Origin of the sequence: Streptomyces sp. GD-15H (genome assembly GCF_045291515.1) — a bacterium.
In the GTDB taxonomy this organism is placed as follows: Bacteria; Actinomycetota; Actinomycetes; order Streptomycetales; family Streptomycetaceae; genus Streptomyces.
Genome location: NZ_CP149447.1, coordinates 7,029,728 through 7,052,518 on the forward strand (window position 1 = coordinate 7,029,728; position 22,791 = coordinate 7,052,518).

Genomic DNA, 22,791 nt, shown 5'->3' on the forward strand with positions numbered 1-22,791 from the left:
CCGCGGGATCCGCCGGTGTCAGGCCGCAGGCGGATCCTGGGGGCCCCGCCCGGACAGCATCTCCCCGTACGCCTGCATCAGATCCGGCAGCCGCAGCGTCGCCAGGTCCTCCCGGCTCAGCGTGCCCGGGTACGCCGGGTACGCCGACAGCCGCAGATCCCGGTACGCGCAGCTCTTCTCGTACAGCGTCCGCAGAAACCGTCCGTTGCCCAGCTCGTCGATCCACCCCTGGTCCACCACGTGACCGGCGATGGACCGCAGCTCGTCCAGCGCCTCCTCGTCCCACACGTCGCCGTTCTCCGCGGCCAGCACCTCGCCGATCGCGGTGAGTTCGAGTGGCCGGTAGGACGGGAAGTCGACGCGCGTCGTGAAGCGGGAGGACAGCCCCGGGTTGGCGCCGAGCAGACGGTCCATGCCCTCCGGGTAGCCGGCCAGTATGACCACCAGGTGGTCGCGGTTGTCCTCGGCCCGCTTCAGCAGTACCTGGAGCGCCTCGTCGCCGTACGCGTCGCCCTTGCCGTAGCCGGAGTTGGAGAGCGCGTAGGCCTCGTCGACGAAGAGGACCCCGCCGAGCGCGGAGTCGATCAGCTCATTGGCCTTCACCGCCGTCTGCCCCAGATACTCGCCGACCAGATCGGCCCGCTGCGCCTCCACGAGATGGTCCCCGCCGAGCAGCCCGAGGGCGTAGAAGACCCGGCCCAGGATGCGAGCCACCGTGGTCTTGCCGGTGCCGGACGGGCCGGAGAAGACGAAGTGCCGTTTCGGCGGTTGCACCGGCAACCCCTGCCCGGCCCGCAGCCGCGCCATGTTCAACTGCGCCGACAGCGCTTTGACCTGGCGCTTCACCGGCTCCAGCCCCACCATGCGCTCCAGCTCGGCGAGCGCTTCCTCCAGTAAGGCGGGGTCGGTGGGGCCCGTGGGCAGCGGCGACACCGGGTCGCCGGTCCGCTCGCGCACCGAAGGTCCCGCGGCCAGCCGCGGGGCAGCGGGCTGAGGGTCCGGCTCGGACAGCAGCAGATCGCGGCCCTCGGTGCCGAACAGCGGGTCGAGTGGGTCCGGGCCGTCCAGCAGGTCCGGGCCCGCCCCGCCGAGCGTGAACGAGCCGAGATCGGCGGAGTCGTCGTAGCCGTCCCCCTCGGCTATGGCGGCGAGCCGGGCCGAGGTGTCCATGAAGGCCGGGTCGACACGGTGCACGGCCCGGTACAGGGGGACCGCGGCGGCGCTGCGGCCGGTGCCCTCGTGGGCGCGCGCCAGCCAGTACCGCAGCTCCTTGCGCTGCGGCTGCTCGCTGCGGCAGCGCATCAGGGCCGCCGACAGCAGCGGTTCGGCCTGCCCGTACATCTCCAGGCGCACCCGGGCCATACCGCCGAACAGGCCCGTCTCGATGCCGAGCAGCGGATCGTCGTGCAGCGGATCGGTGTGCCGGACCAACTGCTCCCAGTCCTTGACCAGATAGGCGCGGCAGGCGTGCAGGAAGCGGACCTGCGGGTCGGTGTCCACGGGAGGCAGGCCGGCGAGCGCGCGGTCCAGTTCGGGGACGTGACGGCCGTCCAGCCAGTGGGAGGCGTGCGCGAGCAGCAGGTCGCGGGGGCTCTCCAACACCGGCTGCACCCACCAGCCCAGCCAATACCAGGAGTTGAGGGTACGGCGGTGCCGGGTGCGCTGCTCGCCGAAACGGTCCCGGTGTCGGAACATGCGCAGCAGCGAGGCCGTCGTGTCGACGCGCAGCGCGTGCAGCCCGAGCCAGCCGTCCGCCATCCCCGGGTCGATCCGCACCGCGGCCCGGAACTCCTCCTCCGCCTGCGGATAGGCGCCCATGGTGTAGGCGTCCACGCCCCGCAGCCAGGCGAGGTCGGCCGGGGCCTGCGGGCCCTGCGTGCCGAAGTCCATCACGTCCCCCCACAAACCGTGCTCCGCCGGTATGCCCCACCGGTCCTCGCCCGCCGGCTGCCCTGAGGCGAACCGCTGTGCCGCGGACCGGAGTTGCACGGTGCGCGAAGCGGCGTCCGTAGGTCGCACCGAAGGCATCGTACCTGCGGCGGCGCCGCCTCCGCAGGGGTGCCGCACCCGCCGAAGAATCGAGGCGGGCGGGAGAGCTCCGAGGGTGTGCTGTGACCGAGAGTGATCAACATATGCCGAGCAGCGGCCAAGAAGGAGGAAGAGGGCAGAACGAAGCCCCCGATCACGGGGAACAATCGGGGGCTTCGCGTCTGCGGGCGGCTCCGAATGGCCGCACATTGAGAACGTAAGACCTGTACGGGCCCCTGGTCAAGCGGAGTTGGAGCACTCCGGCGACTTGTCCGACAAGGCCCTTCACGAGTTCAGCACATTGCGGACGGGCCGTCACCGTGCGTAAGTGGAGGGTGGGGTTCAGCCGTCCCGGCAGGCCCAGCGAGTACCTCGTACCCCTCCTCGCGCTCCCGCACCAGAAGATCGGCGAAGGGGCGTGAAGGATCACCTGCGAAGTGCCGGCGCTCCGCTTCCACCCACCCTTCCCAGAACTCCCGCTGCTCCTCCCCGTCCCGTGCCCGCCCCCGCGACCAGGCGGCCTCCGCGGGCAGCTCCATCCACAGCAGCAGCGCCAGGTGGGGCCGCAGCGCCCGGCGCCCCGCTCCGACGCCCTCGACGACGATCACCGGGGCGGGCGGCAGCGGGTGCGGCGGTCCGAAGTCGCGGGCCCGCCAGTCGTAGGGGGTGTAGTACGCCCGCTCGCCGCGGCCGAGCGGACCGATCACCTGGCTCAGCAGCCGCCCGGTCCAGCCGAACAACTCCTCGTGGCTGGCGATGTCGTCGAGCCGGAGCACGGGGGCGCCGCCCAGTGCTCCGGCCAGCCGACCGGCGAACGTGGACTTCCCGGACCCGGCGTGTCCGTCGACACCGACGAGCCGGGCGGGTCCGCAGGAGGGGGAGAGGCCGCGGATGCGGGAGACGAGATCGTGAATGGCTGATTCCTGGGGTGGGGCGGGGCGGCGTACGGAGAGACGGTGACGCGAGCACTCTAGAACCTGACCGGTACCTGGTGGCCGGTGCCCGTGCCCCGGGACGACCCGCCGATCCGTCGATCCGCCGACATGTGTGCCATTGGTCGAGTCCCATATTGGTCGGCGCGGCACGGTCCGGGGTGCTGGCGGGGTCGGCCCCGGTGCGTTCATAGTGGGCGGACATCCGCTCCACCCGGTGGCCGTACGCCGTACGGCCCACCGTGCTCCGGACCTGCACCGACTCCGACACCTGGGGGTCCTCCACCCATGAGTAGAGCCGAACAGCCGTCCCGCAGAGCCCTCCTGGCCGCAGCGGTCGTCGCCGCCGCCGCGTCGAGCGCGGGCCCGGCGTCCGCCGGCACCGCGACCGGCCGGTCCGCCGCCGGCCCGGCAGGCGGCTCCGCGGACCCCGAACGGGCCGCGGGAGCCCGCCCCGTGGACAACAGGGCCTGGACCTCCTACAGCGACTGGCGCGGCGGCACCGCCGAGGGAACCCGGGCCGTCGCGGACGTGCGTCCCGGCCTGGTGATCGCGAAGGCCGCGGGCACCACCGACTACACCGATCCGCACACCGGCGACACCGCCGCCTGGGAGTACGCGACCTGGACCTCACCCGTCCACCGGCTCACCGTGCCGGCGACCGAGGCGATCACCTCCTGGAACGCGCGCACCCCCGACGGCACCTGGATCCAGGTCGAGTTGAAGGGCACCTACACGGACGGCACCGACACGCCCTGGTATGTGATGGGCCGCTGGGCGGCCGGCGACCAGGACATCCGGCGCACCTCGGTGGACGACCAGAGCGACGGCCGGAGCACGGTGTGGACCGACACCCTCGCCGTCGACGACCCCGCTTCGGGACTGCGCCTGGTCTCGTACCGGCTGCGGCTGACCCTCCACCGTCGTCCCGGTACGACGCTCACCCCGACCGTGTGGCGGCTCGGCGCGATGGGTTCCGACATCCCCGACCGCTTCACCGTCCCGGCTTCCCCGCCCGGCCCGGCCCGGGAGCTGATCGTCCCGCGCTACTCGCAGGAGATCCACAAGGGCCAATATCCGGAGTACGACAACGGCGGCGAGGCCTGGTGCAGCCCGACCTCCTCGCAAATGATCATCGAGTACTGGGGCGGCAGGCTCACCGAGGAGCAGCTGGCCTGGGTCGACCCGTCCTACGCCGACCCGCAGGTGTGCCACGCGGCCCGCCACACCTACGACCATCAGTACGCCGGCTGCGGCAACTGGCCGTTCAACGCGGCTTACGCGGCCACCTTCGAGGGCCTTCAGGGCGTCGTCACCCGGCTCGGCTCGCTGAGCGACCTGGAGACCCTGATCGGGGCGGGCATCCCGGTCATCACGTCCCAGTCCTTCCGCGAGGAGGAGCTGACCGGAGCGGGATACGGCACGGCCGGGCACCTGATGACCGTGATCGGGTTCACCGACGACGGCGACGTGATCGCCAACGACCCCGCCTCCCCGGACAACGCGGCCGTCCGACGCGTCTACCGGCGGCGCGAGTGGGAGAACATCTGGCTCAGGACCAAGCGGTACAACGCCTCCGGCAAGGTCGTCTCCGGCACCGGCGGCGTCTGTTACCTGTACTTTCCGGCGCGCCCGGCCCCGCGCATGCGCAAGGCGCTCGCGGCCGTCGGCGTGCGCTGAACCGGTCCGTGCGGCGGGCTCCGCCTGCCGCACGGAGGGGGCCGCCGCTGCCGTGTGACCAAGGTCTCGGCCGCAAAAGCCACTGAGGGTGGCAAGGTGGACAACGTCGCGCGGAAGTCCAGCGCGTACCACCGGGATCCGAGATCAGCGAGAAGCCATGACCGCGAACGCAGCCACCGCCACCGCCCCTGTCGCCGCCCCGGGTGTCCGCACCGGCGGCCCCCGGGAGGACGGCCCGGACATCCTCGAGCACATCATGGGATGGGTTCTCGTGGTGGTCGTCGCGATGCTCGTGACCCAGCTCGGAATGCTCTGACCTGCCATACTGCGGACGTCCGCCCCCGCAGGAAAACTGGGTCAAGATTGAACATCAGTCAGCAGCCTGCCGCGCGCCCCGGCGCGCGCAGTACCGAGCGTTCGCTGGCACGCCGTGCCGAACTCATCGCCATCGGGCGGAAACTGTTCGCCGACACGTCGTACGACGCGCTCTCGATGGACGACATCGCACGTCAGGCGCATGTCGCCAAGGGGCTGATCTACTACTACTTCCACTCCAAGCGGGGCTACTACCTGTCCATCATCCAGGACTCGGTGGCAGGCCTGGTCGCCTTCGCGGCGGGCGGCGTCGAACTGCCGCCCGCGGAGCGGGTGCACCGCACCGTCGACGGCTATCTGCGCTACGCCGAGCACAACCAGGCCGCGTACCGCACGATCGTCAGCGGCGGTGTCGGCTTCGACGCCGAGGTCCATGCCATCCGGGACGGGGTGCGCGAGGCGATCATCGAGACCATCGCCGAAGGCGCCTACGGGACCAGTGACATCACGCCGGTGGCGCGGATGGGTCTGCTCTCCTGGGTGTGCAGCGTCGAGGGTGCCACCCTCGACTGGATCGGCCGTCCCGGACTGCCCCGTGAGACCGTGCGCGAACTGCTGGTGAAGACGCTCGGCGGGGCCCTGCGTGCCATCGAGGAACTGGACCCCGCGCACCCGGCCCCGGAGCCCGCCCGCCGCGACAGCTGACGCGCCGGCGTCCGAGGGCTCGACGCCTGGGACGCCGACGTCCGCGATGCCGGAGGCGCGGCCGGGGTGGAGATCTTCTCGTGGAGCCTCCACTCCGGCCGCGCCTCCGGCACCGCTCGAGGTTCTTGATGTGGGACGCGCGGTCGTAGGTGCCCCATTCGGTGAAGTACCCGATGACCTCGGAACCGGCGGCGGCCTCCTGAGCCGGGGCCGCCGCCGTCGCGGTCGAGGTGCCCGCGCCGACGGGCGGTCCGGCGCGAGTGCGGCGGCGCGTGCGGTGGACGCCAGCGCTCGCAGGGCGCGGGGGCGGTGGGGGGATCGCATCCGGTGTGTCTCTTCGTGGGGGAGGGGAAACGCGAATCGATTGGCATGAACGCAGCGACTCCGTTGGAGCGGAACAATAAGAGGACTAGACCAGTGCGGTCAATGGTGCGAACCAATTTCGGCGTCCGGAAAATTCTTGAAGTAAGCGGTCGTTAACAAGTGACGTGCTCGGGTTGATCGGGCATACTCACAGCTCACAGCGGCTGGTCAGCAGCTTCCGAGACCCGGAGGCGACAGCATCGGCCAGGCACCGGAACAACCCGGCGGAACCGCCCCAACCCAAGGCGCACATCCGCCGATGTGCCCGAACAGGGAGGAGAGCGTCGCCATGTCCGACCACGCCCCGCAGCCGGTGGACCGGCAGCTGCCCACGGACGAGGCGCGGGACCTGATCTCGCTCGTCCGCGACATCGCGCAGCGCGAGATCGCCCCGAAGGCGGCCGAGGAGGAGGAGGCCGGCCGCTTCCCACGCGAAGTCTTCGCCCTGCTTTCCGAGTCCGGACTGCTCGGACTGCCCTACGACTCGGCGTACGGCGGCGGAGACCAGCCGTACGAGGTCTACCTCCAGGTTCTCGAAGAGCTCGCCATGGCCCGCCTGACCGTCGGCCTCGGCGTCAGTGTGCACACCCTCGCCTCCTACGCGCTCGCCACCCACGGCACCAAGGAGCAGCAGGCCGAGCACCTGCCGGCGATGCTCGGCGGTGGCCTGCTCGGCGCCTACTGCCTCTCCGAGCCGTCCTCCGGGTCGGACGCGGCCTCACTGCGCACCAAGGCGGTGCGCGAGGAGGGGGAGGCTGGGTGATCACCGGCACCAAGGCATGGATCACGCACGGCGGCATCGCCGACTTCTACACCGCCATGACCCGCACCGGTGAGGACGGCCCGCGCGGGATCACCGCGTTCCTGGTGCCCGGCGACGCCGAGGGGCTGAGCGCCGCCGTTCCCGAGAAGAAGATGGGCATGAAGGGCTCGCCCACCGCGCAGGTCCACTTCGACGGCGTACGGGTCGGGGACGACCGGCGGATCGGCGAGGAGGGCCAGGGCTTCGCGATCGCCCTGTCCGCGCTGGACGGCGGACGCCTCGGCATCGCGGCCTGCGCGGTCGGCCTGGCCCAGGCGGCGCTCGACGAGGCGCTGGGGTACGCGGTCGGGCGGCGGCAGTTCGGCCGGCCCGTCGCCGACTTCCAGGGACTGCGGTTCATGCTCGCCGACATGGCCACGCAGATCGAGGCGGGGCGCGCGCTGTACCTCGCGGCGGCCCGACTGCGGGACGCGGGGCGGCCGTTCGCCAAGCAGGCGGCCATGGCCAAACTGCACTGCACCGACACGGCGATGCGGGTCACCACCGACGCCGTCCAGATCCTCGGCGGCTACGGCTACACCGCGGACTTCCCGGCCGAGCGCTACATGCGCGAGGCCAAGGTGCTGCAGATCGTCGAGGGGACGAACCAGATCCAGCGCATGGTCATCGCCCGCCATCTCGTGGGGCCGCCGACGGGCTGATCCAGCGGCCTCGCCAGGGTGCCGCGAGCCGGGTCCACTCCGGGTCGTGCCAGGCCCGGCAGGGCGCGGCCCTTGTCGGCCCAGGTCCGCATCAGATCGCGGTAGATCGGCGGATCCGGGAGCTGCGGCGGCGCCGGTGCGGACGCGGTCGCAGGGTGCGGCGCGGGCGCGGCCCGGCCGGCGGGCCGCGGCGGGGAGGCGGTGTGCCCGGCGGGCTGCGGTACGGGCTGTGGAGCGAGGGCACGGAGCTGACGCCCGGTCGTCGAGCGCGTGGGGGTCGTCATACCTGGCCAACGCGGGAGCGACCGAGCAGGTCACCGACCGCCCGAATAGAGCGTGCGTTCGCGGACGTCCGATCCGGCCACCCGACGCCGACCCGGAGGTGACGGGCCTGGACAAGTGTCGGAGTGGGAGGGTGGGGTCACCCTCCCGGCCGCCCGCGCCGGGTGACGCACCGCGCAGGGAATCCCGTCGCGGTGCGCTTGCCGGGCCCGGGGCGGCTCAGGCGGCGTGGCGCCGCATGACGGGCACCCTGATCGGGCGCGAAGCCGGACCGCCGACGTGCGAGAAGGGCTGGGTGCGCCAGTCGAGTCCCTGAGGGAGCGTCAACAGCATGGCGGTGTCCTGCTCCTGGAGCGTGACGGCCTCGTCCGCCGGCCGGGCCTCGTCGGCGCTGAGGCCGGTGCCGGTGCAGACCGTGAGGCCGAACGGGTTCCACGGCGAGGCGCACAGCGCGTGCTCCGGAAGGACCTCCTCGTCCGCGAGCAGTGCGATTGACTGCGCGCAGTCCGGGCAGACGACCCGGTACATCTCGAAGGTGTCGTACGCGTCGAGTTCATCGTCGAGAGCGTCGGGGTCGACGTACTCAGGGACGAGCTCGACGACGGGCTGCTGCCGCTTGGACGTGGTGCGACCAGGGCGCTTAAGACTCTGCATGGGTTCTCCCCCTCGGGCTGGGCCGTGAAGGCGCTGCGGCCTCGACCACAGCAAGCACTTCCCGTCCCCCACCGGGGGTAATCACGAGAACATCACGGAGACTGTTCGAAAGGTGTGGTGTTCGTCACACGCCGTCCGCAGGTGCCCCCCGCGGGGGCTTTGTCCCCCGCCCGGCTGGCATGGGCGTCCGGCGCATCACGAACCGGGCATGACCTGGCCAGTTCAGGTATCCGAGGAGATCGACGGCACTGTAGGTTCTTGCGCCATGGAGGAGCTGGACCGACAGATCGTGCAGCTGCTCGTCAAGGACGGGCGGATGAGCTACACAGACCTGGGCAAGGCCACGGGCCTGTCCACGTCGGCCGTGCACCAGCGGGTGCGCAGACTGGAACAGCGTGGCGTCATCCGCGGCTATGCCGCGGTCGTCGACCCGGATGCCGTCGGCCTGCCCATGACCGCCTTCATCTCGGTCAAGCCGTTCGACCCCAGCGCCCCCGACGACATCGCGGACCGCCTCGCGGGCGTGCCCGAGATCGAGGCCTGCCACAGCGTCGCGGGCGACGAGAACTACATCCTCAAGGTGCGGGTGGCCACACCGCGCCAACTGGAGGAACTGCTCGCACGCGTGCGCTCGCTGGCGGGCGTCTCCACCCGGACGACGGTGGTCCTGTCCACTCCGTACGAGGCCCGTCCGCCGCGCGTCTGACACGCACCCGCGCGGGAGCACGCCGCGCGGGTGCGACGCGACCGGACGGTGCGGGGCGTGCCAGGCGGAACGGTGCGGGCGTGACGTGAAGAGCGGCCCTGGGTGCGGGCCCGGTCCCGCGAGGGGTGACACTGAGGGTCATGAGTGAACGCACCGCCCCGCCGCGCACCGTCCTGCTCCGCCGCGGAGAGGTCCACGGTCCAGCCGACCCCTTCGCCACCGCGATGGTCGTCGAGGGCGGCCAGATCGCCTGGGTCGGCTCCGAAGGTGCCGCCGACTCCTTCGCGGACGGCGTGGACGAGGTGATCGACCTCGACGGCGCGCTGGTCACCCCGGCGTTCACCGACGCGCACGTGCACACCACGGCCACCGGACTGGCCCTCACCGGCCTCGACCTGTCCGACGCCCCCTCCCTGGAAGCCGCGCTGGCCCGGGTGCGGGAGTTCGCGGCCGCCCGCCCCACCGACCGGGTCCTGCTCGGCCACGGCTGGGACGCGTCCCGCTGGCCGGGTGGCCGCCCCCCGACCCGCGCCGAACTCGACGCGGCCACCGGCGGGCGCCCCCTCTACCTCAGCCGGATCGACGTCCACTCCGCGATCGTCACCACCGCGCTGCTCGACCTCGTCACCGGCGCGACCGTCCGTGAGGCACCCGGCGAGGCCCGGCCGCTCACCGGCGACGCCCACCACGCCGTACGCGCCACCGCCCTGGGGGCCGTCACGCCCGCCCAGCGCACCGAGGCGCAGCGTGCCGCGCTGGCCCACGCCGTCTCGCTGGGCATCGGCACCGTCCACGAGTGCGGTGGCCCGGAGATCTCCTCGGAGGACGACTTCAGCGGCCTGCTGCGGCTCGCCGCCGAGGGCAGCGGCCCGCGCGTCGTCGGCTACTGGGCCGAGCGGGACGTCGCCAAGGCCCGCGAACTGGGCGCGATCGGTGCCGCGGGCGATCTGTTCGCCGACGGAGCCCTCGGCTCGCACACCGCCTGCCTACGCGAGCCGTACGCCGACGCCGGCCACACGGGCACCGCCCACCTGGGCGCCGCCGCCGTCGCCGCCCATGTCGTCGACTGCACCGAGGCGGGCCTCCAGGCGGGCTTCCACGCCATCGGCGACGCAGCCATCGGCGCGGTGGTCGACGGGATGCGCGCCGCCGCCGAGAAGGTCGGCCTCGCGCGCGTGCGGGCCGCCCGGCACCGGGTCGAGCACGCCGAGATGCTCACCCCCGAGGCCGTCGCCGCGTTCGCCGAACTCGGCCTGACCGCCTCCGTCCAGCCCGCCTTCGACGCCCTGTGGGGCGGCGAGGACGGCATGTACGCCCGACGCCTGGGGGTGGCGCGGGCCCGCTCCCTGAACCCCTTCGCGGCCCTGCTGCGCGCCGGTGTCCCGCTCGCCTTCGGCTCGGACAGCCCGGTCACGCCCCTCAACCCGTGGGGCACCGTCCGGGCCGCAGCCTTCCACCGCACGCCCGAGCACCGGGTCTCCGTGCGCGCCGCGTTCACCGCGCACACGCGTGGCGGCTGGCGGGCGATCGGACGTGACGACGCGGGCGTCCTGGTACCGGGAGCCCCCGCCGACTACGCCGTGTGGCGCACCGGCGACCTCGTCGTACAGACGCCCGACGACCGGGTGGCGCGCTGGTCCACCGACCCCCGTTCCGGCACCCCCGGCCTGCCGGACCTGACCCCGGGCAGTGACCTGCCCGTCTGCCGCCGCACGGTGGTCGGCGGACGCACGGTCTTCGTACAGCCGGGAGGGTGATCTGCACGGCCCGCCCAGTGACGATCATGTGCCGAGCCCCCGTCTCGCGACCTGCGCATCCTCTCCGCTGACCACGCATCTGAACCATATTGCGCAGGTCAAACGACTGTTGACAGGAAGCAGCGGGGGAAAGCTAGGTTCGGCGGGGTCCACCATCGGACGCCCGACCGGGGAACTTCCGCCCACTCGCGGCGGCGCCGCTGGGTCAGGGACGGTGTGCCGCACCGGGCACCGTCACCGGGAGCCAGGCTCAGCATCGGCGCGGCACGAGGGAACGTTCCGGTGGGTCGGGAAGGTGTGGCCCCGGGTGGGGCCGGGCGCTCAGTAGACAACGGCTTCAGGACGACTCGCAGCCGGCGGGTCCCAGGTCGGCCCGAAGGGCGCCGGGCCCCCATCCCGCCGTACACCGCCCCGCCGCGGGCCGTCCGGCCGTACGCTGTCCATCCGTACGCTGTCCATCCGTACGCTGCCGGCGCACGCAAGTGCCCGCCGCACCGCCCGGGGGCCTTCCCCGCATGCGGGGAAGGCGCGCTCCACCCGATCCTCGGAAATTGACACCATCGTATGAACGTTCTGCCACGTCAGTGCAGGCTGTGACCACTATGGTGGGACCCTGAACATGACATGAAGGGGCAGTTGTGAACGACGGCGACGGGACCCGCGCGGCGGAAGCCCAGGGAAGGACTTTCGGCCCGCTCGGCACGGCCTTGGTGATCATCCCGACCTACAACGAGGCGGAGAACATCAAGGCGATCGTCGGCCGGGTGCGCAAGGCCGTTCCCGAGGCTCATGTTCTGGTGGCCGACGACAACAGCCCCGACGGCACCGGCAGACTCGCCGACGAACTGGCCGCCACGGACGACCACGTCCAGGTATTGCACCGCAAGGGCAAGGAAGGTCTGGGTGCCGCGTACCTCGCGGGCTTCCGCTGGGGCGCGGAGCGGGACTACGGCGTACTCGTCGAGATGGATGCCGACGGCTCCCACCAGCCCGAGGAACTGCCCCGTCTGCTGACCGCCCTCAAGGGTGCCGACCTGGTGCTGGGTTCGCGCTGGGTGCCCGGTGGTCGGGTGGTCAACTGGCCCAAGTCCCGTGAGTACATCTCGCGCGGGGGCAGCCTCTACTCGCGCGTGGCGCTCGATCTGCCGCTGCGCGACATCACCGGCGGCTTCCGCGCGTTCCGCCGCGAGACCCTGGAGGGCCTGGGCCTGGACGACGTCGCTTCCCAGGGCTACTGCTTCCAGGTCGACCTCGCCCGCCGCGCGGTCAAGGCCGGCTATCACGTCGTCGAGGTGCCCATCACCTTCGTCGAGCGGGAACTCGGCGACTCGAAGATGAGCCGCGACATCGTCGTCGAGGCGTTGTGGCGGGTCACGGCCTGGGGCCTCGGGGACAGGGTCGGCAAGGTCCTGGGGCGCGAGGACGCCAAACGGACCGGGCAGCCGCAGCAGGTCGAGCAGACGAAGCAGGAGGGATAGGCGGAAGGGCCCGCTGGGCTGACGGGGCGGACCGCGCGTGCGTTCACCGTCCGGGAGGTCCCGCCGGTCCCGCTTATCCCGTGCTGAGCAGGGGCCAGGCACACTGGGAGCATGACGACTGGCGCTCAGACCCCGAACCTCGCCCGGCCCCGGCGCTCCCGGCTGCGTACCGTCCTGCCGCTCGGCGTCGCCGTGTGGCTGGTGCTGGAGATCTGGCTGCTCACGGTCCTCGCCGGGGCTTCGAACGGGCTGGTGGTCTTCCTGGTGCTGCTGGCCGGCCTGGTTCTCGGCTCGGTGGTGATCAAGCGGGCCGGCCGACGCGCCTTCAAGAACCTCGCCGAGACGCTGCAGCAGCAACAGAGCGGCGTGCTGCCCGAGCCCCGGCCGAACAGCGAGGGCAACGGCCTGATGATGCTGGGCGGGCTGCTGCTGATCATCCCGGGTCTGATCTCCGACGCGGTCGGTCTGCTCCTGCTGGTGCCCCCGGCCCAGAAGGCCGTGAGCCGCTACGCCGAGCACACCCTCGAGCGCAAGCTGCGCGAGGCCGCCCGGGGCTCCCTGGGTGATGTCTTCCAGCAGGCGCGCATCCACCGGCCCGACGGCAAGGTGGTCCAGGGCGAGGTGATCAGGGACGAGCGCGGTACCACGCCGGGCGATTTCCCGCAGGAGCCCCGTCCGCCGCTCCCGCGCTGAGGGCCTGGCCGAACGAACGCACACAGGACCGCGGGCGCCGTACCGGCCGGTACGGCGCCCGCGGTCCTGTGTGCTGCTGTGCGCTGTGCTCCCGCCCGATCCTCCGTCGGGATCAAGCCGACTTTCGGCTGTCCCGGGGATGAACCGCGATGTTCATCGCACCGGAGCGCAGAACGGCGAGACGCTCCTCGAGGACCTCTTCGAGTTCCTCTCGGGTACGTCGCTCCATCAGCATGTCCCAATGCGTACGCGCGGGCTTGGCCTTCTTCTCCTCGGGGCCGTCGCCGTCAACCAGGAGTGCCTGAGCACCGCAGACCTTGCACTCCCACTCCGGCGGGATCTCCGCCTCGACCGAGAAGGGCATCTCGAAGCGGTGCCCCTTCTCGCATGCGTACTCCACGGCCTGGCGGGGTGCCAGGTCGATGCCGCGGTCCGTCTCGTAGCTGGTCACCACGAGGCGCGTGCCGCGAAGAGCTCGCTCACTCATGAATCGTGCCTCCCGGGCTTGTCGCCCACAGGACAGGTGTCGCTGTCGTCGTCATCCGGTCAACGTCCGGTCGGCGGTAAAGATTCCCGTTCCGGGTCATGTGTCGCCGTCGTAGCCGCAGCCTTTGTCAACCAGTGCAGTACCCACCGGCGCCCGGTTTGTCACCTCTGATAACAGATACGACACGGCGTTTCGGCATCTTTGACGCGCAGTAACGGTACACCTGGCAGGCCAAACGCGTACACTACAGCCCTTTCGCGCCGAGTGCTAAATCCTCTCCGGAACGGGATTCCCCGCGGCGGCGACCGCCCGGCGCACCGGAACCCGCGCGAGCAGCGCGAAACCGAGGACGAAGAAGGCCACCAGCGAGATGATCGCGTCCCGGTAGCTGCCCGTCAGCTGGTAGGTGAGCCCGAACAGCAGCGGACCGAGCCAGCTCATCCCTCGATCGCTCAGCTCGTACGCCGAGAAGTACTCGGCCTCCTTGCCGGGCGGCACGAGGTGGGAGAACAGCGACCGGGACAGCGCCTGGCTGCCGCCGAGGACCAGGCCGATGCCGACGGCCAGAACGAAGAACCACACCGGCTCCCCGGCGGGCAGGAAGTACCCGGCGGCCAGCGTCAGCGTCCAGGCGACCAGTGAGCCGAGGATCGTGCGCTTCGCCCCGTGGCTCCGGGCGAGCCGGCCCAGTGCCAGCGCGCCGACCACGGCCAGTACCTGGACCAGCAGCACGGCGACGATGAGCGTGGACTGCCCGAGCCCCAGCTCCTTCGAGCCGTAGACCGAGGCCTGTGAGATCACCGTCTGGATGCCGTCGTTGTAGACCAGGTACGCCAGCAGGAAGGCGAGCGTCAGCGGATGGCGCCGCATGTCGCGGACGGTCGCCGCGAGCTGCCGGAAACCGGGCAGGGCGGACGCCTCCCGTGCGGGGGCACGGCGGTCGCGCAGTCGCCGCAGCGGTATCAGGGTGAAGGCGCCCCACCACAGACCCGCCGACGCCAGGCAGATACGGACCGCCATGCCCTCGGAGAGTCCGAAACCGTCATGGGCGGAGTAGAGGATCAGGTTGGCGACGAGGACCAGGGCGCCCGCCGCGTAGCCGAAGGCCCAGCCCCGCGAGGAGACCGCGTCGCGTTCCTGGGGAGTGGCGATCTGCGGCAGGTAGGAGTTGTAGAGCATCATCGCCACGGACTGCGCCGCGTTCGCCACGACCAGCAGCGCGCCGCCCAGCAGATAGCGCTCGCCGTCGAGGAGGAACATGCACGCCGTGGCGGCGGCACCCGTGTAGGCGGCGGCCGCGAGGAGCGGCTTCTTGCGGCCGGTGCGGTCGGCGGCGGCGCCCACCAGCGGCATCACGAGCACCGCCAGGATCACCGACAGGGACACCGAGTACGCGAAGAACGACCCGGCGCGCACCGGAACACCGAACGGATGCACGAACCCGTCCGCGTCCGCCGCGGCCTCGGCGACCGACGTCAGATAGGGGCCGAGGAACACCGTGAGAACACTCGTGGAGTACACGGAGCATGCCCAGTCGTAGAAGTACCAGCCACGCTGCTCGTACCGGCGGGCGGCCGCCTCGTCCGCTGCCGGTGATCGCACGGTGTCGTTGCCCACCCGCGCCTCGCCTCCCCGTGAACGCGCTCAGTGGCCGGGCAGGGTCTCAGACCCAGATGCCGCGGTCCTCCATGACCGTGCGCAGTGTGTCGATGTGATCGGTCATGATGCCATCCACCCCCAAGTCCAGGAGCCGATGCATCCGTTCGGGTTCGTTGACCGTCCAGACGTGCACCTGGAGCCCGCCCGCGTGGGCGGTGCGCACGAAGCGGTGGTCCACCACCGGGACGCCGGACCGGACCTCCGGGACCTGGGCGGCGACGGCCGACCGGCGCACCGCGGCCGGCAGCCCCCACGAGCGCAGTCGCAGGTTCAGCACCCCCCGCGTGCCATACGAGGTCGCGAGGCGGGGCCCGGCCAGCCGCTGGGCGCGTACCACGCGCGCCTCGGAGAAGGAGCCGAGGCAGACCCGGTCCCAGGCGTCCGTTCGCTCGATCAGGTCCAGGAAGGGCAGGAGAGCCGGTTCGGCCTTGACGTCGACGTTCCACCGCACCTCGGGGAAGGTGGCCAGCAGCTCCTCGAAGAGGGGCACCGGCTCCTGGCCCGCCACGCGCGCGTGCTCCACTTCCCGCCACGGCAGATCGGCGATCCGGCCCGCTCCGTCGGTCACCCGGTCCAGGGTCGCGTCGTGGAACGCGACGAGCCGACCGTCGCGCGTGACGTGGACGTCCGTCTCGATGTAGCGGTAGCCCGCCTCGACGGCGCGCCGGAACTGGCGCACGGTGTTCTCCAGGCCGTCCGCCGCCCCGCCGCGGTGGGCGAACGCGATCGGGCCGGGATGGTCGAGGTAGGGGTGGCGTATCCGTGAGGTCACGGACGCAGTATCGCCCCACACGGTTGACCGATGGCAACGGCCGTGGGGCCGTCGGATGCCGAGGGGACGGCGAACACCCGCAGGAAGAGCTGGGCGAGCGGGCCGATCGTCACCGCGTACAGGAGGGTCGCCACCCCCACGGTGCCGCCCAGGACGAAGCCCGTGGCGACCACCGCGACCTCGATGGCCGTACGCACCAGGCGGATCGACACCCCCGTGCGCTGATGCAGCCCCGTCATCAGCCCGTCGCGCGGGCCCGGCCCGAAGCGCGCCGCGATGTACAGTCCGGTCGCCGCGCCGTTCAGCACGATGCCGGCCGCCGTCACCAGGACGCGAAGGGTCATGCCGTGTGCCTCGGGCACCACGGCCAGAGTCGCGTCCATGGCCGAGCCGATCACCAGGACGTTGGAGACCGTGCCGAGCCCCGGGCGCTGGCGCAGCGGGATCCACAGCAGCAGCACCACCGCGCCCAGGATGGTCAGCACCAGGCCCATCGACAGGCCCGTCCGCTCGGACAGGCCCTGGTGCAGCACGTTCCACGGCTCCAGGCCGAGCCCGGACCTGACCAGCAGGGCCGAGCTCGCGCCGTACAGCGCCAATCCGGCGTAGAGCTGGAACAGTCGCCGTGCGAGATGTCCGTGCCGGGGCGGTTGACTGGACAAGGTATGCCCCTTGTGGTGGAAGTGGACCGACCCGTGACACCCTGTGGCATGGAGGTAAATCTCATCCATGGCCAATTCGAGGAAGGTGGACTGATTCACGTGGCACAGTGGACCTCGGCGGTGGGTGCGGCGCAGCTCGCCCGACTGCTCAACTCCCAGCAGGGCCGACCGGCCGGTTCCGGCACCCGCCGCCCGCCCGCCTATCGCGCCCTGGCCGACGGAATCCGGCTGCTGGTCCTCGAGGGGCGGGTCCCGGTGGCCGCCCGGCTGCCCGCCGAGCGGGAACTGGCCCTGTCCCTGTCCGTCAGCCGCACCACCGTCGCCGCCGCCTACGAGGCGCTGCGCGGCGAGGGCTTCCTGGAGTCACGGCGTGGCGCCGGCAGCTGGACCGCCGTGCCGGCCGGGAACCCGGTGCCCGCGCGGGGACTGGAACCGCTGCCACCCGAGACCCTCGGCTCGGTGATCGACCTCGGCTGCGCCGCGCTGCCCGCGCCCGAACCCTGGCTCACCCGCGCCGTCCGGGGCGCCCTCGAGGAACTGCCGCCCTACGCGCACACTCATGGCGACTACCCGGCCGGGCTGCCGGCGCTGCGCTCGACGATCGCCGACCGGTACACCGCGCGGGGCATCCCGACCATGCCCGAGCAGATCATGGTGACGACCGGGGCGATGGGCGCCATCGACGCCATCTGCCACCTCTTCGGAGGCCGTGGCGAGCGCATCGCCGTCGAGTCGCCGTCCTACGCCAACATCCTCCAGCTGATGCGGGAGGCCGGGGCCCGGCTGGTCCCCGTGGCCATGGCGGAGGGGCTGGCCGGCTGGGACGTGGACCACTGGCGGCAGGTGCTGCGGGAAGCGGCGCCGCGCATCGCGTACATCGTCGCGGACTTCCACAACCCGACCGGTGCGCTCGCCGACGAGGACCAGCGCCGTCGGCTGGTGGACGCGGCCCGCTCGGCGGGGACGGTGCTGGTCGCCGACGAGACCATGAGCGAGCTCTGGCTCGATCCGGATGTGGAGATGCCGCGTCCCGTCTGCGCCTTCGACCCGGCCGGATCCACGGTGATCACGGTCGGCTCGGCGAGCAAGGCGTTCTGGGCCGGTCTGCGTATCGGCTGGGTGCGCGCGGCCCCCGACGTGATCCGCAGTCTCGTGGCCGCGCGCGCGTACGCCGACCTGGGCACGCCCGTGCTGGAACAGCTGGCGGTGAACTGGCTGTTCGGCACGGACGGCTGGGAGCGGGCCGTGGAGATCCGGCGCGCCCAGGCCCGGGAGAACCGGGACGCGCTGGTCGGTGCGGTGCGCCGGGAGCTGCCCGACTGGGAGTTCGAGGTCCCGCGCGGCGGGCTCACCCTGTGGGTGCGTACCGGCGGGCTCTCGGGGTCGCGGATCGCCGAGGCGGGGGAGCGGGTCGGGGTGCGGGTGCCGTCGGGGCCACGCTTCGGGGTCGACGGGGCGTTCGAGGGGTATGTGCGGCTGCCGTTCACCGTGGGCGGCGCGGTGGCCGAGGAGGCGGCGGTACGACTGGCCGCGGCGGCACGGATCGCCGAGACCGGCGGGACGTCGGGTGCGGAGACGCCGCGCATCTTCGTGGCGTAGCCACGGCGGACGGGCGGCGCCTGCGTGCGGTGCGTGAGGGAGGCCGGAACCAGGCGGTGGGCGGTCAGGAGGAATCGGCGACGGCCGCCTCCGCGGGCACGTTGTCCTCGGTGTGCTCGCCGGCCATCGCAGGGGCCGCGTCCACAGAGGTCTCGTCGAGAGGGGCCTTGCACAGGAGGTCGGGTACCGGCCGCACGTGCTCGGGCGCCCGCGCCTCCGTTTCCGCGTCCGCCGGAGTCGTCCGGGCCGGGAGCAGGTCCAGTACCGCCTGCCGGTGGGCGTCGCTGATCGCGTCGTCGTACGGGTTCGGCGTGGCCGGCACCTGGAGCCGGTGGACCGGGCCCGTACCCAGGCGGGCGTAGCCGCGACCCGCGGGGACGTGTTCGACGGGCGTGGTGTGCGGGGGAGCGCCCAGGACGGCCGCCACCTGCTCCGGTGCCGCGGGTCCGAGGACTACACGCGCGCGTGTGTGCTGCCGTACCGCGTCGGTGAGGATCTCCATGCTGTCGAGCTGATCGGCGACGACCACCGTGACGTTCGCCGGGCGACCGTGCCGCAGCGGGACCTGGAGCAGCGACTGGGGGTCCTCGCGACCGTCCGCGGCGGCGAGGTGCGTGAACGCGCTCGGACGGTCCAGCAGAATCCAGAGCGGCCGCCTGGTGTCCGCGGGCGGCGGATCGCCCGCCTGGTGGGCTCGGTTGGTGGCGATCAGGCGGCGCTCCGTCTCGTGCGCGGCCCACTGAAGGCTCGCCAGAGCCCCCGCCAGGCCGCACTCGACGGAGAGGACACCGTCCCGGCCGGTGAGGCAGGCGTACTCACCGGTGCCGCCGCCATCGATGATCACCACGTCGCCGTGGACCAGCGCCTGCAGGGCGATGGAGCGCAGCAGGGTGGAGGTACCGCTGCCGGGCTGCCCGGCAGCCAGCAGATGAGGCTCGGTGGAGCGGATGCCGGTGCGCCAGACGACAGGGGGAACGTCGCGCCGCTCCTCGCCGTGGGTGAGTGGCAGGGTGCGCCGCACCCGGGTGGGGTCGGTGAAACCGAGGACCGTCTCGCCGGGGGACGTGACGAAGCGCTGGGCGGCGATGTCGGCGGGCAGCGGGGCGAGGACGCGGACCGTGAGCTGGTTGCCCTCCTCGTCCCAGGCGAAGTGGTATTCGCGGCCGCGCCCCGACTTGGCGGCGAGCAGGTGCTCGATCCGGGCGCGGGACTCCGGTTCGCCGTCGGTGTAGTACGCGGGATAGTTGATCAGCAGGTGGGTGATGCGGCCGGTGCCGTCGAACTCGTACGCGGGGAAGGCGTTCTCCCACGCGCCCCCGTGGGCGTAGAGGGGATCCGGGTCCCCGTCGGACGAGAAGTACGGCACCAGGGCGTCGTACAGCGACCTCAGGCGCTCGATCTGCGACTCATCGGGTCCGTCGGGCGTGGCCGGGGCGCGGTCCCGGCCTTGCCAGGCCGCCGCCGCCATCAGGGTGATGACGGCGAGCAGCGGACCGTACGGGAGGAGTGCCAGGACCAGGACCACCGACGCCACCAGGAAGAGCAGCGCTCCGCGCCGGTCCTTGGGGGTGTCGAGCCACCTGCGCCGTCCGGCCGAGGCGAGCCGGCGCAGTCCGCGCGTGATCGTGATGAGCGGATGGAGGACGTCCGTGGCGCTGTCGGCCGCCGTCCGGGCCAGCTCCCGGCTGCGGGCGAGCTGCGTGCCGCCGTTCCTCAGGATGTGGGGGAGGGGGCGCCGGGCCACTGCTGCCTCCAGTGTGTGCGGGTGGGTGAGGACGTGGGGTGCGGTGGGTCAGAATCTGATTCCACCGAGGAAGCCGGCCAGGCTTTCGCCGCCCGCCTTGATGCTCGGCGCGATGGCCGTACTGGCCAGATAGAAGCCGAACAGCATGGCCACCACGGCGTGCAACGGCTTCAGGCCGTCCTTGCGGCAGAGGACGAAGAGGACGATGCCGAGCAGGACCACGCCTGAGATCGAGAGGATCATGTGAGTTCTCCTGGTTCGCGGGGGACAGTCACCATGAGCACTTCCAGGATCACAGAATGTATCTATACGACAAAAGGTGCAACTGGGTTAATTGGCGTGTTTTTCGCCCGGTCGGCGGACCGTTGAGGGCCGTTCCTGGCTCGGCTGACGTGGGCTGTCGATCCGGCTGCGGTCCGGCTGCGTCCGTCTGGTCCGTCTGGGGTTCCCGTGATCTTTACCTCGGACGCGTCGGCTCATGTGCCGCGCGAGCCAGTACCCTGGCGATTCACCCGTACGGCTCTGCCCCGCTCGCAGACGTACACCCTGTCCCCGATGTGCGGAGTGATCCGTGGTGAGAGGCGGTCCGGCCGATATGACTGAAGCCCCCGACCCCGAGGTCGTGGAGCTGGCGACCAAGATCTTCGATCTGGCCCGGCGCGGCCGGACCGAGGAACTCGTGGCCTACGTCGACGCGGGTGTGCCTGCCAACCTCACCAACGACAGGGGCGACTCGCTCGTGATGCTCGCCGCCTACCACGGTCATGCCGAGGTGGTCCGTGCGCTGCTGGAGCGCGGCGCCGACGCCGACCGGATCAACGACCGGGGACAGACCCCGCTCGCGGGGGCCGCCTTCAAGGGCGAGACCGAGGTGGTCAAGGCCCTTCTGCACGGTGGTGCCGACCCTGCCGCGGGCACTCCCTCGGCCGTCGACACGGCCCGGATGTTCGGCCGCGCGGAACTGCTCGAACTGTTCGGCGAGCACTGAACCGGACGTTGCGTTGAGCGCTCCGACCGGCGAAGGCACGGAAAACCCCGGAAAACGGGGGAGGCGGTACGGGGTCGCCGGAATTCGGTCGCGGCAGATGTGACCGCCGGGTCATCATGACGACGTGATTCACGGACGCGATGGCTGGGCAGGTGTTGCCGCACCGCGCGGGTCGTGACGCGGTCCGCACGGGCCACCGACGAGAGGCAGAGGAAGATGGTCTACAGCAAGCAGGAAACGGCGGGCGTCCCGACGTGTTGGCACGCGGCCAGGTAATGCACGCCCCCGGTTGCGTCGACGCTTGATGTGAGGCTGTTTCCCATGTTCGATCCGGTCATAGCGCCCAGCGGTACGCTGCTCGGCCTGCTTCAGCGTGGCCGCGGTGACGGCACGCTGCACGCGCTCACAGCCCCGCGCTCCGAAACGCTCGCGGCGCTGAACCACTGCGTGCTGCACGACCCGCGCCACGACTGGCAGGTGGAGAACCGCTCCCTCTACTACGCCCGCCTCTATCTCGATCTGCACGGCGAACTGGACGCGATCGAGGCGCACCTCTTCGAGGCCGAGGACATCCTCGACACCGAGGAGTCACGCACCGGGCTCGCCCTCGCGGTCCTCGGACACCTCGCCTCCTACGGCAGGCGGGACGCGCTCGTCCTGCTGCGCAGGTACGCCGCCCAGGGTTCCAACTGGGCCTGGGCCCTGGACGAACTCGCCCTTCGGGACGACGACGCGGGTCTGCGCGCCCTCGCCGCCCCGGTGCTCGCGCGGTTCACCACTGACGCCGAGGGTGAGGCCGCCCTGGCCGCCACCGTCCGCGACGCCTTCGAGCCACGACCCTGGCGCCTGTGGGCCGACGATCCTCGCGAATCCGTCGCCACGCGCGTGCGCGGCGCCCAGGAGGCCGGCTGCTTCGACCGCTGGCAGCGGCAGATGCGCCCCACCGGTCCCCGCCCGGGGTGGAGCGTGCGGGCCGTCTTCGAGTGGGCTCAGCAAGGAATCGAACGCGGCGCCGCCCTGCATGTCCCGGCCGCCCGCTGCCTGAGCGCCGTGGCGGGCCCGGAGGACCGGCCCGAGATCGTCCGGGCCGCCGAGGACGGCACCGAGGGGGCCCGCTGCACCGCCCTGCGCTACCTCGCCGACGGCAATGATCCGGACGCCCTCACCCTGATCGAGGGCGCCGTGGCCACCGGGCCGACGCCCGTCGTGGAGACCGCCGTCGACGCGTTCGAACGTATGCGCAGTCTCGCCGCCGTCGACCGTGCGCGCCGCTGGGCCCACCGGCCCGACGCCCTGGGCGCCGCCGCCGGCCGTGTCCTCGCCCTCCGGGGCGGCGCACAGGACCGCGACCTGGTCCTCGCCGCGCTGCGCGAGGCGGTACGGGGCGAGGGCCCCGACGCGCCGACCCTATGGACCCTCGTCGACGGCGCCGGACGCCTGGGCATCGCCTGTGCCGCTCCCGTGCTCCGCCACATCTACCGGGAGACCGCCTCCTCCCATCTGCGCGGCCGGGCCGCCCGCGCACTCGCCGCCACCGACCCCTCCTTCGGCGTTGGCTTCGCCGTCGAGTGCCTCTGGGACTGCGAGGAGTCCACTCGCGAGATCGCCGCGCGGCACGCCGAGACCGGCGACGCCCGAGTCTTCGAGCGCCTGCGCCGGCTCGCCGCCGACCCGGCCGAGGAGGCCGAGGTGCAGACCGCCGTACGCAGCCGGATCGGTCCCGGGGAGGCCGTCGTGTGACCCGCCCCGGGCGCGCAGTGTGAACGCTGGATGACCCGCGGGGCAGGCACGCATGGCCGGCGTTCGACCCGTGTGGGTGTGCG

At 72.0% G+C, this 22,791-nt stretch carries 19 protein-coding genes and 1 pseudogene; 11 read left to right on the plus strand and 9 right to left on the minus strand.

The annotated features are described in order from the left end of the window. Nucleotides 1–18: 18 nt before the first annotated feature. Together WJ438_RS33275 and WJ438_RS33280 are read right to left on the minus strand one after the other, a co-directional pair. Nucleotides 19–1,890, minus strand: coding sequence for an AAA family ATPase (locus WJ438_RS33275; RefSeq protein WP_406729884.1), 1,872 nt, complete (start codon nt 1,888–1,890; stop codon nt 19–21). Nucleotides 1,891–2,321: 431 nt separating this feature from the next. Further along, on the minus strand, nt 2,322–2,942 hold the full coding sequence (locus tag WJ438_RS33280) for a uridine kinase (protein ID WP_406729885.1): 621 nt from the start codon (nt 2,940–2,942) through the stop codon (nt 2,322–2,324). 306 nt (nt 2,943–3,248) lie between these two features. Between WJ438_RS33280 and WJ438_RS33285 the strand changes: the two genes are divergently transcribed. The 4 genes and pseudogenes from WJ438_RS33285 to WJ438_RS33300 all read left to right on the plus strand — a co-directional run bounded on the left by WJ438_RS33285 (nt 3,249) and on the right by WJ438_RS33300 (nt 7,487). Further along, complete coding sequence (locus WJ438_RS33285; protein WP_406728495.1) at nt 3,249–4,640, plus strand: peptidase C39 family protein; 1,392 nt, start codon at nt 3,249–3,251, stop codon at nt 4,638–4,640. 157 nt (nt 4,641–4,797) lie between these two features. Continuing rightward, a complete protein-coding gene (locus WJ438_RS33290; protein ID WP_406728496.1) occupies nt 4,798–4,956 on the plus strand; it encodes an SCO1431 family membrane protein in 159 nt (52 codons plus the stop codon). A gap of 47 nt (nt 4,957–5,003) precedes the next feature. Beyond that, on the plus strand, nt 5,004–5,660 hold the full coding sequence (locus WJ438_RS33295; protein ID WP_406728497.1) for a TetR/AcrR family transcriptional regulator: 657 nt from the start codon (nt 5,004–5,006) through the stop codon (nt 5,658–5,660). 652 nt (nt 5,661–6,312) lie between these two features. Beyond that, nucleotides 6,313–7,487: pseudogene (locus WJ438_RS33300) on the plus strand (acyl-CoA dehydrogenase family protein). Between the two features lie 501 nt (nt 7,488–7,988). Here the strand turns inward: WJ438_RS33300 and WJ438_RS33305 are convergent. After that, nucleotides 7,989–8,423: a hypothetical protein gene (locus WJ438_RS33305; protein WP_406728498.1), complete on the minus strand. Its 435-nt coding sequence runs from the start codon at nt 8,421–8,423 to the stop codon at nt 7,989–7,991. A 265-nt stretch (nt 8,424–8,688) separates the two neighbouring features. Here WJ438_RS33305 and WJ438_RS33310 point away from each other — a divergent pair, with 265 nt between their 5' ends. The 4 genes from WJ438_RS33310 to fxsA all read left to right on the plus strand — a co-directional run bounded on the left by WJ438_RS33310 (nt 8,689) and on the right by fxsA (nt 13,057). Continuing rightward, on the plus strand, nt 8,689–9,129 hold the full coding sequence (locus WJ438_RS33310) for an Lrp/AsnC family transcriptional regulator (RefSeq protein WP_109379411.1): 441 nt from the start codon (nt 8,689–8,691) through the stop codon (nt 9,127–9,129). Between the two features lie 140 nt (nt 9,130–9,269). After that, entirely contained in the window at nt 9,270–10,886 is a 1,617-nt protein-coding gene (locus WJ438_RS33315) for an amidohydrolase (protein WP_406728500.1), read from the plus strand. 638 nt (nt 10,887–11,524) lie between these two features. Continuing rightward, nucleotides 11,525–12,364, plus strand: a complete 840-nt coding sequence (locus WJ438_RS33320; protein ID WP_406728501.1) for a polyprenol monophosphomannose synthase — start codon at nt 11,525–11,527, stop codon at nt 12,362–12,364. A 111-nt stretch (nt 12,365–12,475) separates the two neighbouring features. Then, a complete protein-coding gene (gene fxsA / locus WJ438_RS33325) occupies nt 12,476–13,057 on the plus strand; it encodes an FxsA family membrane protein (protein ID WP_406728502.1) in 582 nt (193 codons plus the stop codon). A gap of 112 nt (nt 13,058–13,169) precedes the next feature. On the opposite strand, the gene WJ438_RS33330 is transcribed toward fxsA, so the two are convergent. The 4 genes from WJ438_RS33330 to WJ438_RS33345 all read right to left on the minus strand — a co-directional run bounded on the left by WJ438_RS33330 (nt 13,170) and on the right by WJ438_RS33345 (nt 16,637). After that, nucleotides 13,170–13,544 (minus strand): RNA polymerase-binding protein RbpA, encoded by a 375-nt coding sequence (locus tag WJ438_RS33330; protein WP_003977404.1) that lies wholly within the window; start codon nt 13,542–13,544, stop codon nt 13,170–13,172. A 267-nt stretch (nt 13,545–13,811) separates the two neighbouring features. Next, nucleotides 13,812–15,161, minus strand: coding sequence for an MFS transporter (locus tag WJ438_RS33335; protein WP_406728503.1), 1,350 nt, complete (start codon nt 15,159–15,161; stop codon nt 13,812–13,814). Between the two features lie 46 nt (nt 15,162–15,207). Next, on the minus strand, nt 15,208–15,975 hold the full coding sequence (locus WJ438_RS33340; protein WP_406728504.1) for a glycerophosphodiester phosphodiesterase: 768 nt from the start codon (nt 15,973–15,975) through the stop codon (nt 15,208–15,210). Further along, on the minus strand, nt 15,972–16,637 hold the full coding sequence (locus WJ438_RS33345) for a YczE/YyaS/YitT family protein (RefSeq protein WP_406728505.1): 666 nt from the start codon (nt 16,635–16,637) through the stop codon (nt 15,972–15,974). The genes WJ438_RS33340 and WJ438_RS33345 overlap by 4 nt, the downstream gene beginning before the upstream one ends. 99 nt (nt 16,638–16,736) lie before the next feature. Between WJ438_RS33345 and WJ438_RS33350 the strand changes: the two genes are divergently transcribed. Then, the gene (locus WJ438_RS33350; RefSeq protein WP_406728506.1) at nt 16,737–18,236 is read left to right on the plus strand and encodes a PLP-dependent aminotransferase family protein; all 1,500 of its coding nucleotides are present in this window, start codon (nt 16,737–16,739) and stop codon (nt 18,234–18,236) included. Between the two features lie 64 nt (nt 18,237–18,300). On the opposite strand, the gene WJ438_RS33355 is transcribed toward WJ438_RS33350, so the two are convergent. After that, the gene (locus tag WJ438_RS33355) at nt 18,301–19,980 is read right to left on the minus strand and encodes a hypothetical protein (RefSeq protein ID WP_406728507.1); all 1,680 of its coding nucleotides are present in this window, start codon (nt 19,978–19,980) and stop codon (nt 18,301–18,303) included. A 48-nt stretch (nt 19,981–20,028) separates the two neighbouring features. Then, entirely contained in the window at nt 20,029–20,223 is a 195-nt protein-coding gene (locus WJ438_RS33360; protein ID WP_406728508.1) for a hypothetical protein, read from the minus strand. A 352-nt stretch (nt 20,224–20,575) separates the two neighbouring features. Between WJ438_RS33360 and WJ438_RS33365 the strand changes: the two genes are divergently transcribed. Both WJ438_RS33365 and WJ438_RS33370 read left to right on the plus strand, forming a co-directional pair. After that, nucleotides 20,576–20,968, plus strand: coding sequence for an ankyrin repeat domain-containing protein (locus WJ438_RS33365; RefSeq protein ID WP_406728509.1), 393 nt, complete (start codon nt 20,576–20,578; stop codon nt 20,966–20,968). 321 nt (nt 20,969–21,289) lie between these two features. After that, nucleotides 21,290–22,708: a HEAT repeat domain-containing protein gene (locus tag WJ438_RS33370; protein WP_406728510.1), complete on the plus strand. Its 1,419-nt coding sequence runs from the start codon at nt 21,290–21,292 to the stop codon at nt 22,706–22,708. Nucleotides 22,709–22,791 lie beyond the last annotated feature (83 nt).

Bases quoted from the DNA above. Each gene is read 5' to 3' on its own strand.
- WJ438_RS33370 (WP_406728510.1), top strand. From the start codon at position 21,290: ATGTTCGATCCGGTCATAGCGCCCAGCGGTACGCTGCTCGGCCTGCTT.
- WJ438_RS33285 (WP_406728495.1), top strand. From the start codon at position 3,249: ATGAGTAGAGCCGAACAGCCGTCCCGCAGAGCCCTCCTGGCCGCAGCG.
- WJ438_RS33360 (WP_406728508.1), bottom strand. From the start codon at position 20,223: ATGATCCTCTCGATCTCAGGCGTGGTCCTGCTCGGCATCGTCCTCTTC.
- WJ438_RS33305 (WP_406728498.1), bottom strand. From the start codon at position 8,423: ATGCAGAGTCTTAAGCGCCCTGGTCGCACCACGTCCAAGCGGCAGCAG.
- WJ438_RS33365 (WP_406728509.1), top strand. From the start codon at position 20,576: ATGACTGAAGCCCCCGACCCCGAGGTCGTGGAGCTGGCGACCAAGATC.
- WJ438_RS33275 (WP_406729884.1), bottom strand. From the start codon at position 1,890: ATGGACTTCGGCACGCAGGGCCCGCAGGCCCCGGCCGACCTCGCCTGG.
- WJ438_RS33310 (WP_109379411.1), top strand. From the start codon at position 8,689: ATGGAGGAGCTGGACCGACAGATCGTGCAGCTGCTCGTCAAGGACGGG.
- WJ438_RS33290 (WP_406728496.1), top strand. From the start codon at position 4,798: ATGACCGCGAACGCAGCCACCGCCACCGCCCCTGTCGCCGCCCCGGGT.
- WJ438_RS33330 (WP_003977404.1), bottom strand. From the start codon at position 13,544: ATGAGTGAGCGAGCTCTTCGCGGCACGCGCCTCGTGGTGACCAGCTAC.
- fxsA (WP_406728502.1), top strand. From the start codon at position 12,476: ATGACGACTGGCGCTCAGACCCCGAACCTCGCCCGGCCCCGGCGCTCC.
- WJ438_RS33315 (WP_406728500.1), top strand. From the start codon at position 9,270: ATGAGTGAACGCACCGCCCCGCCGCGCACCGTCCTGCTCCGCCGCGGA.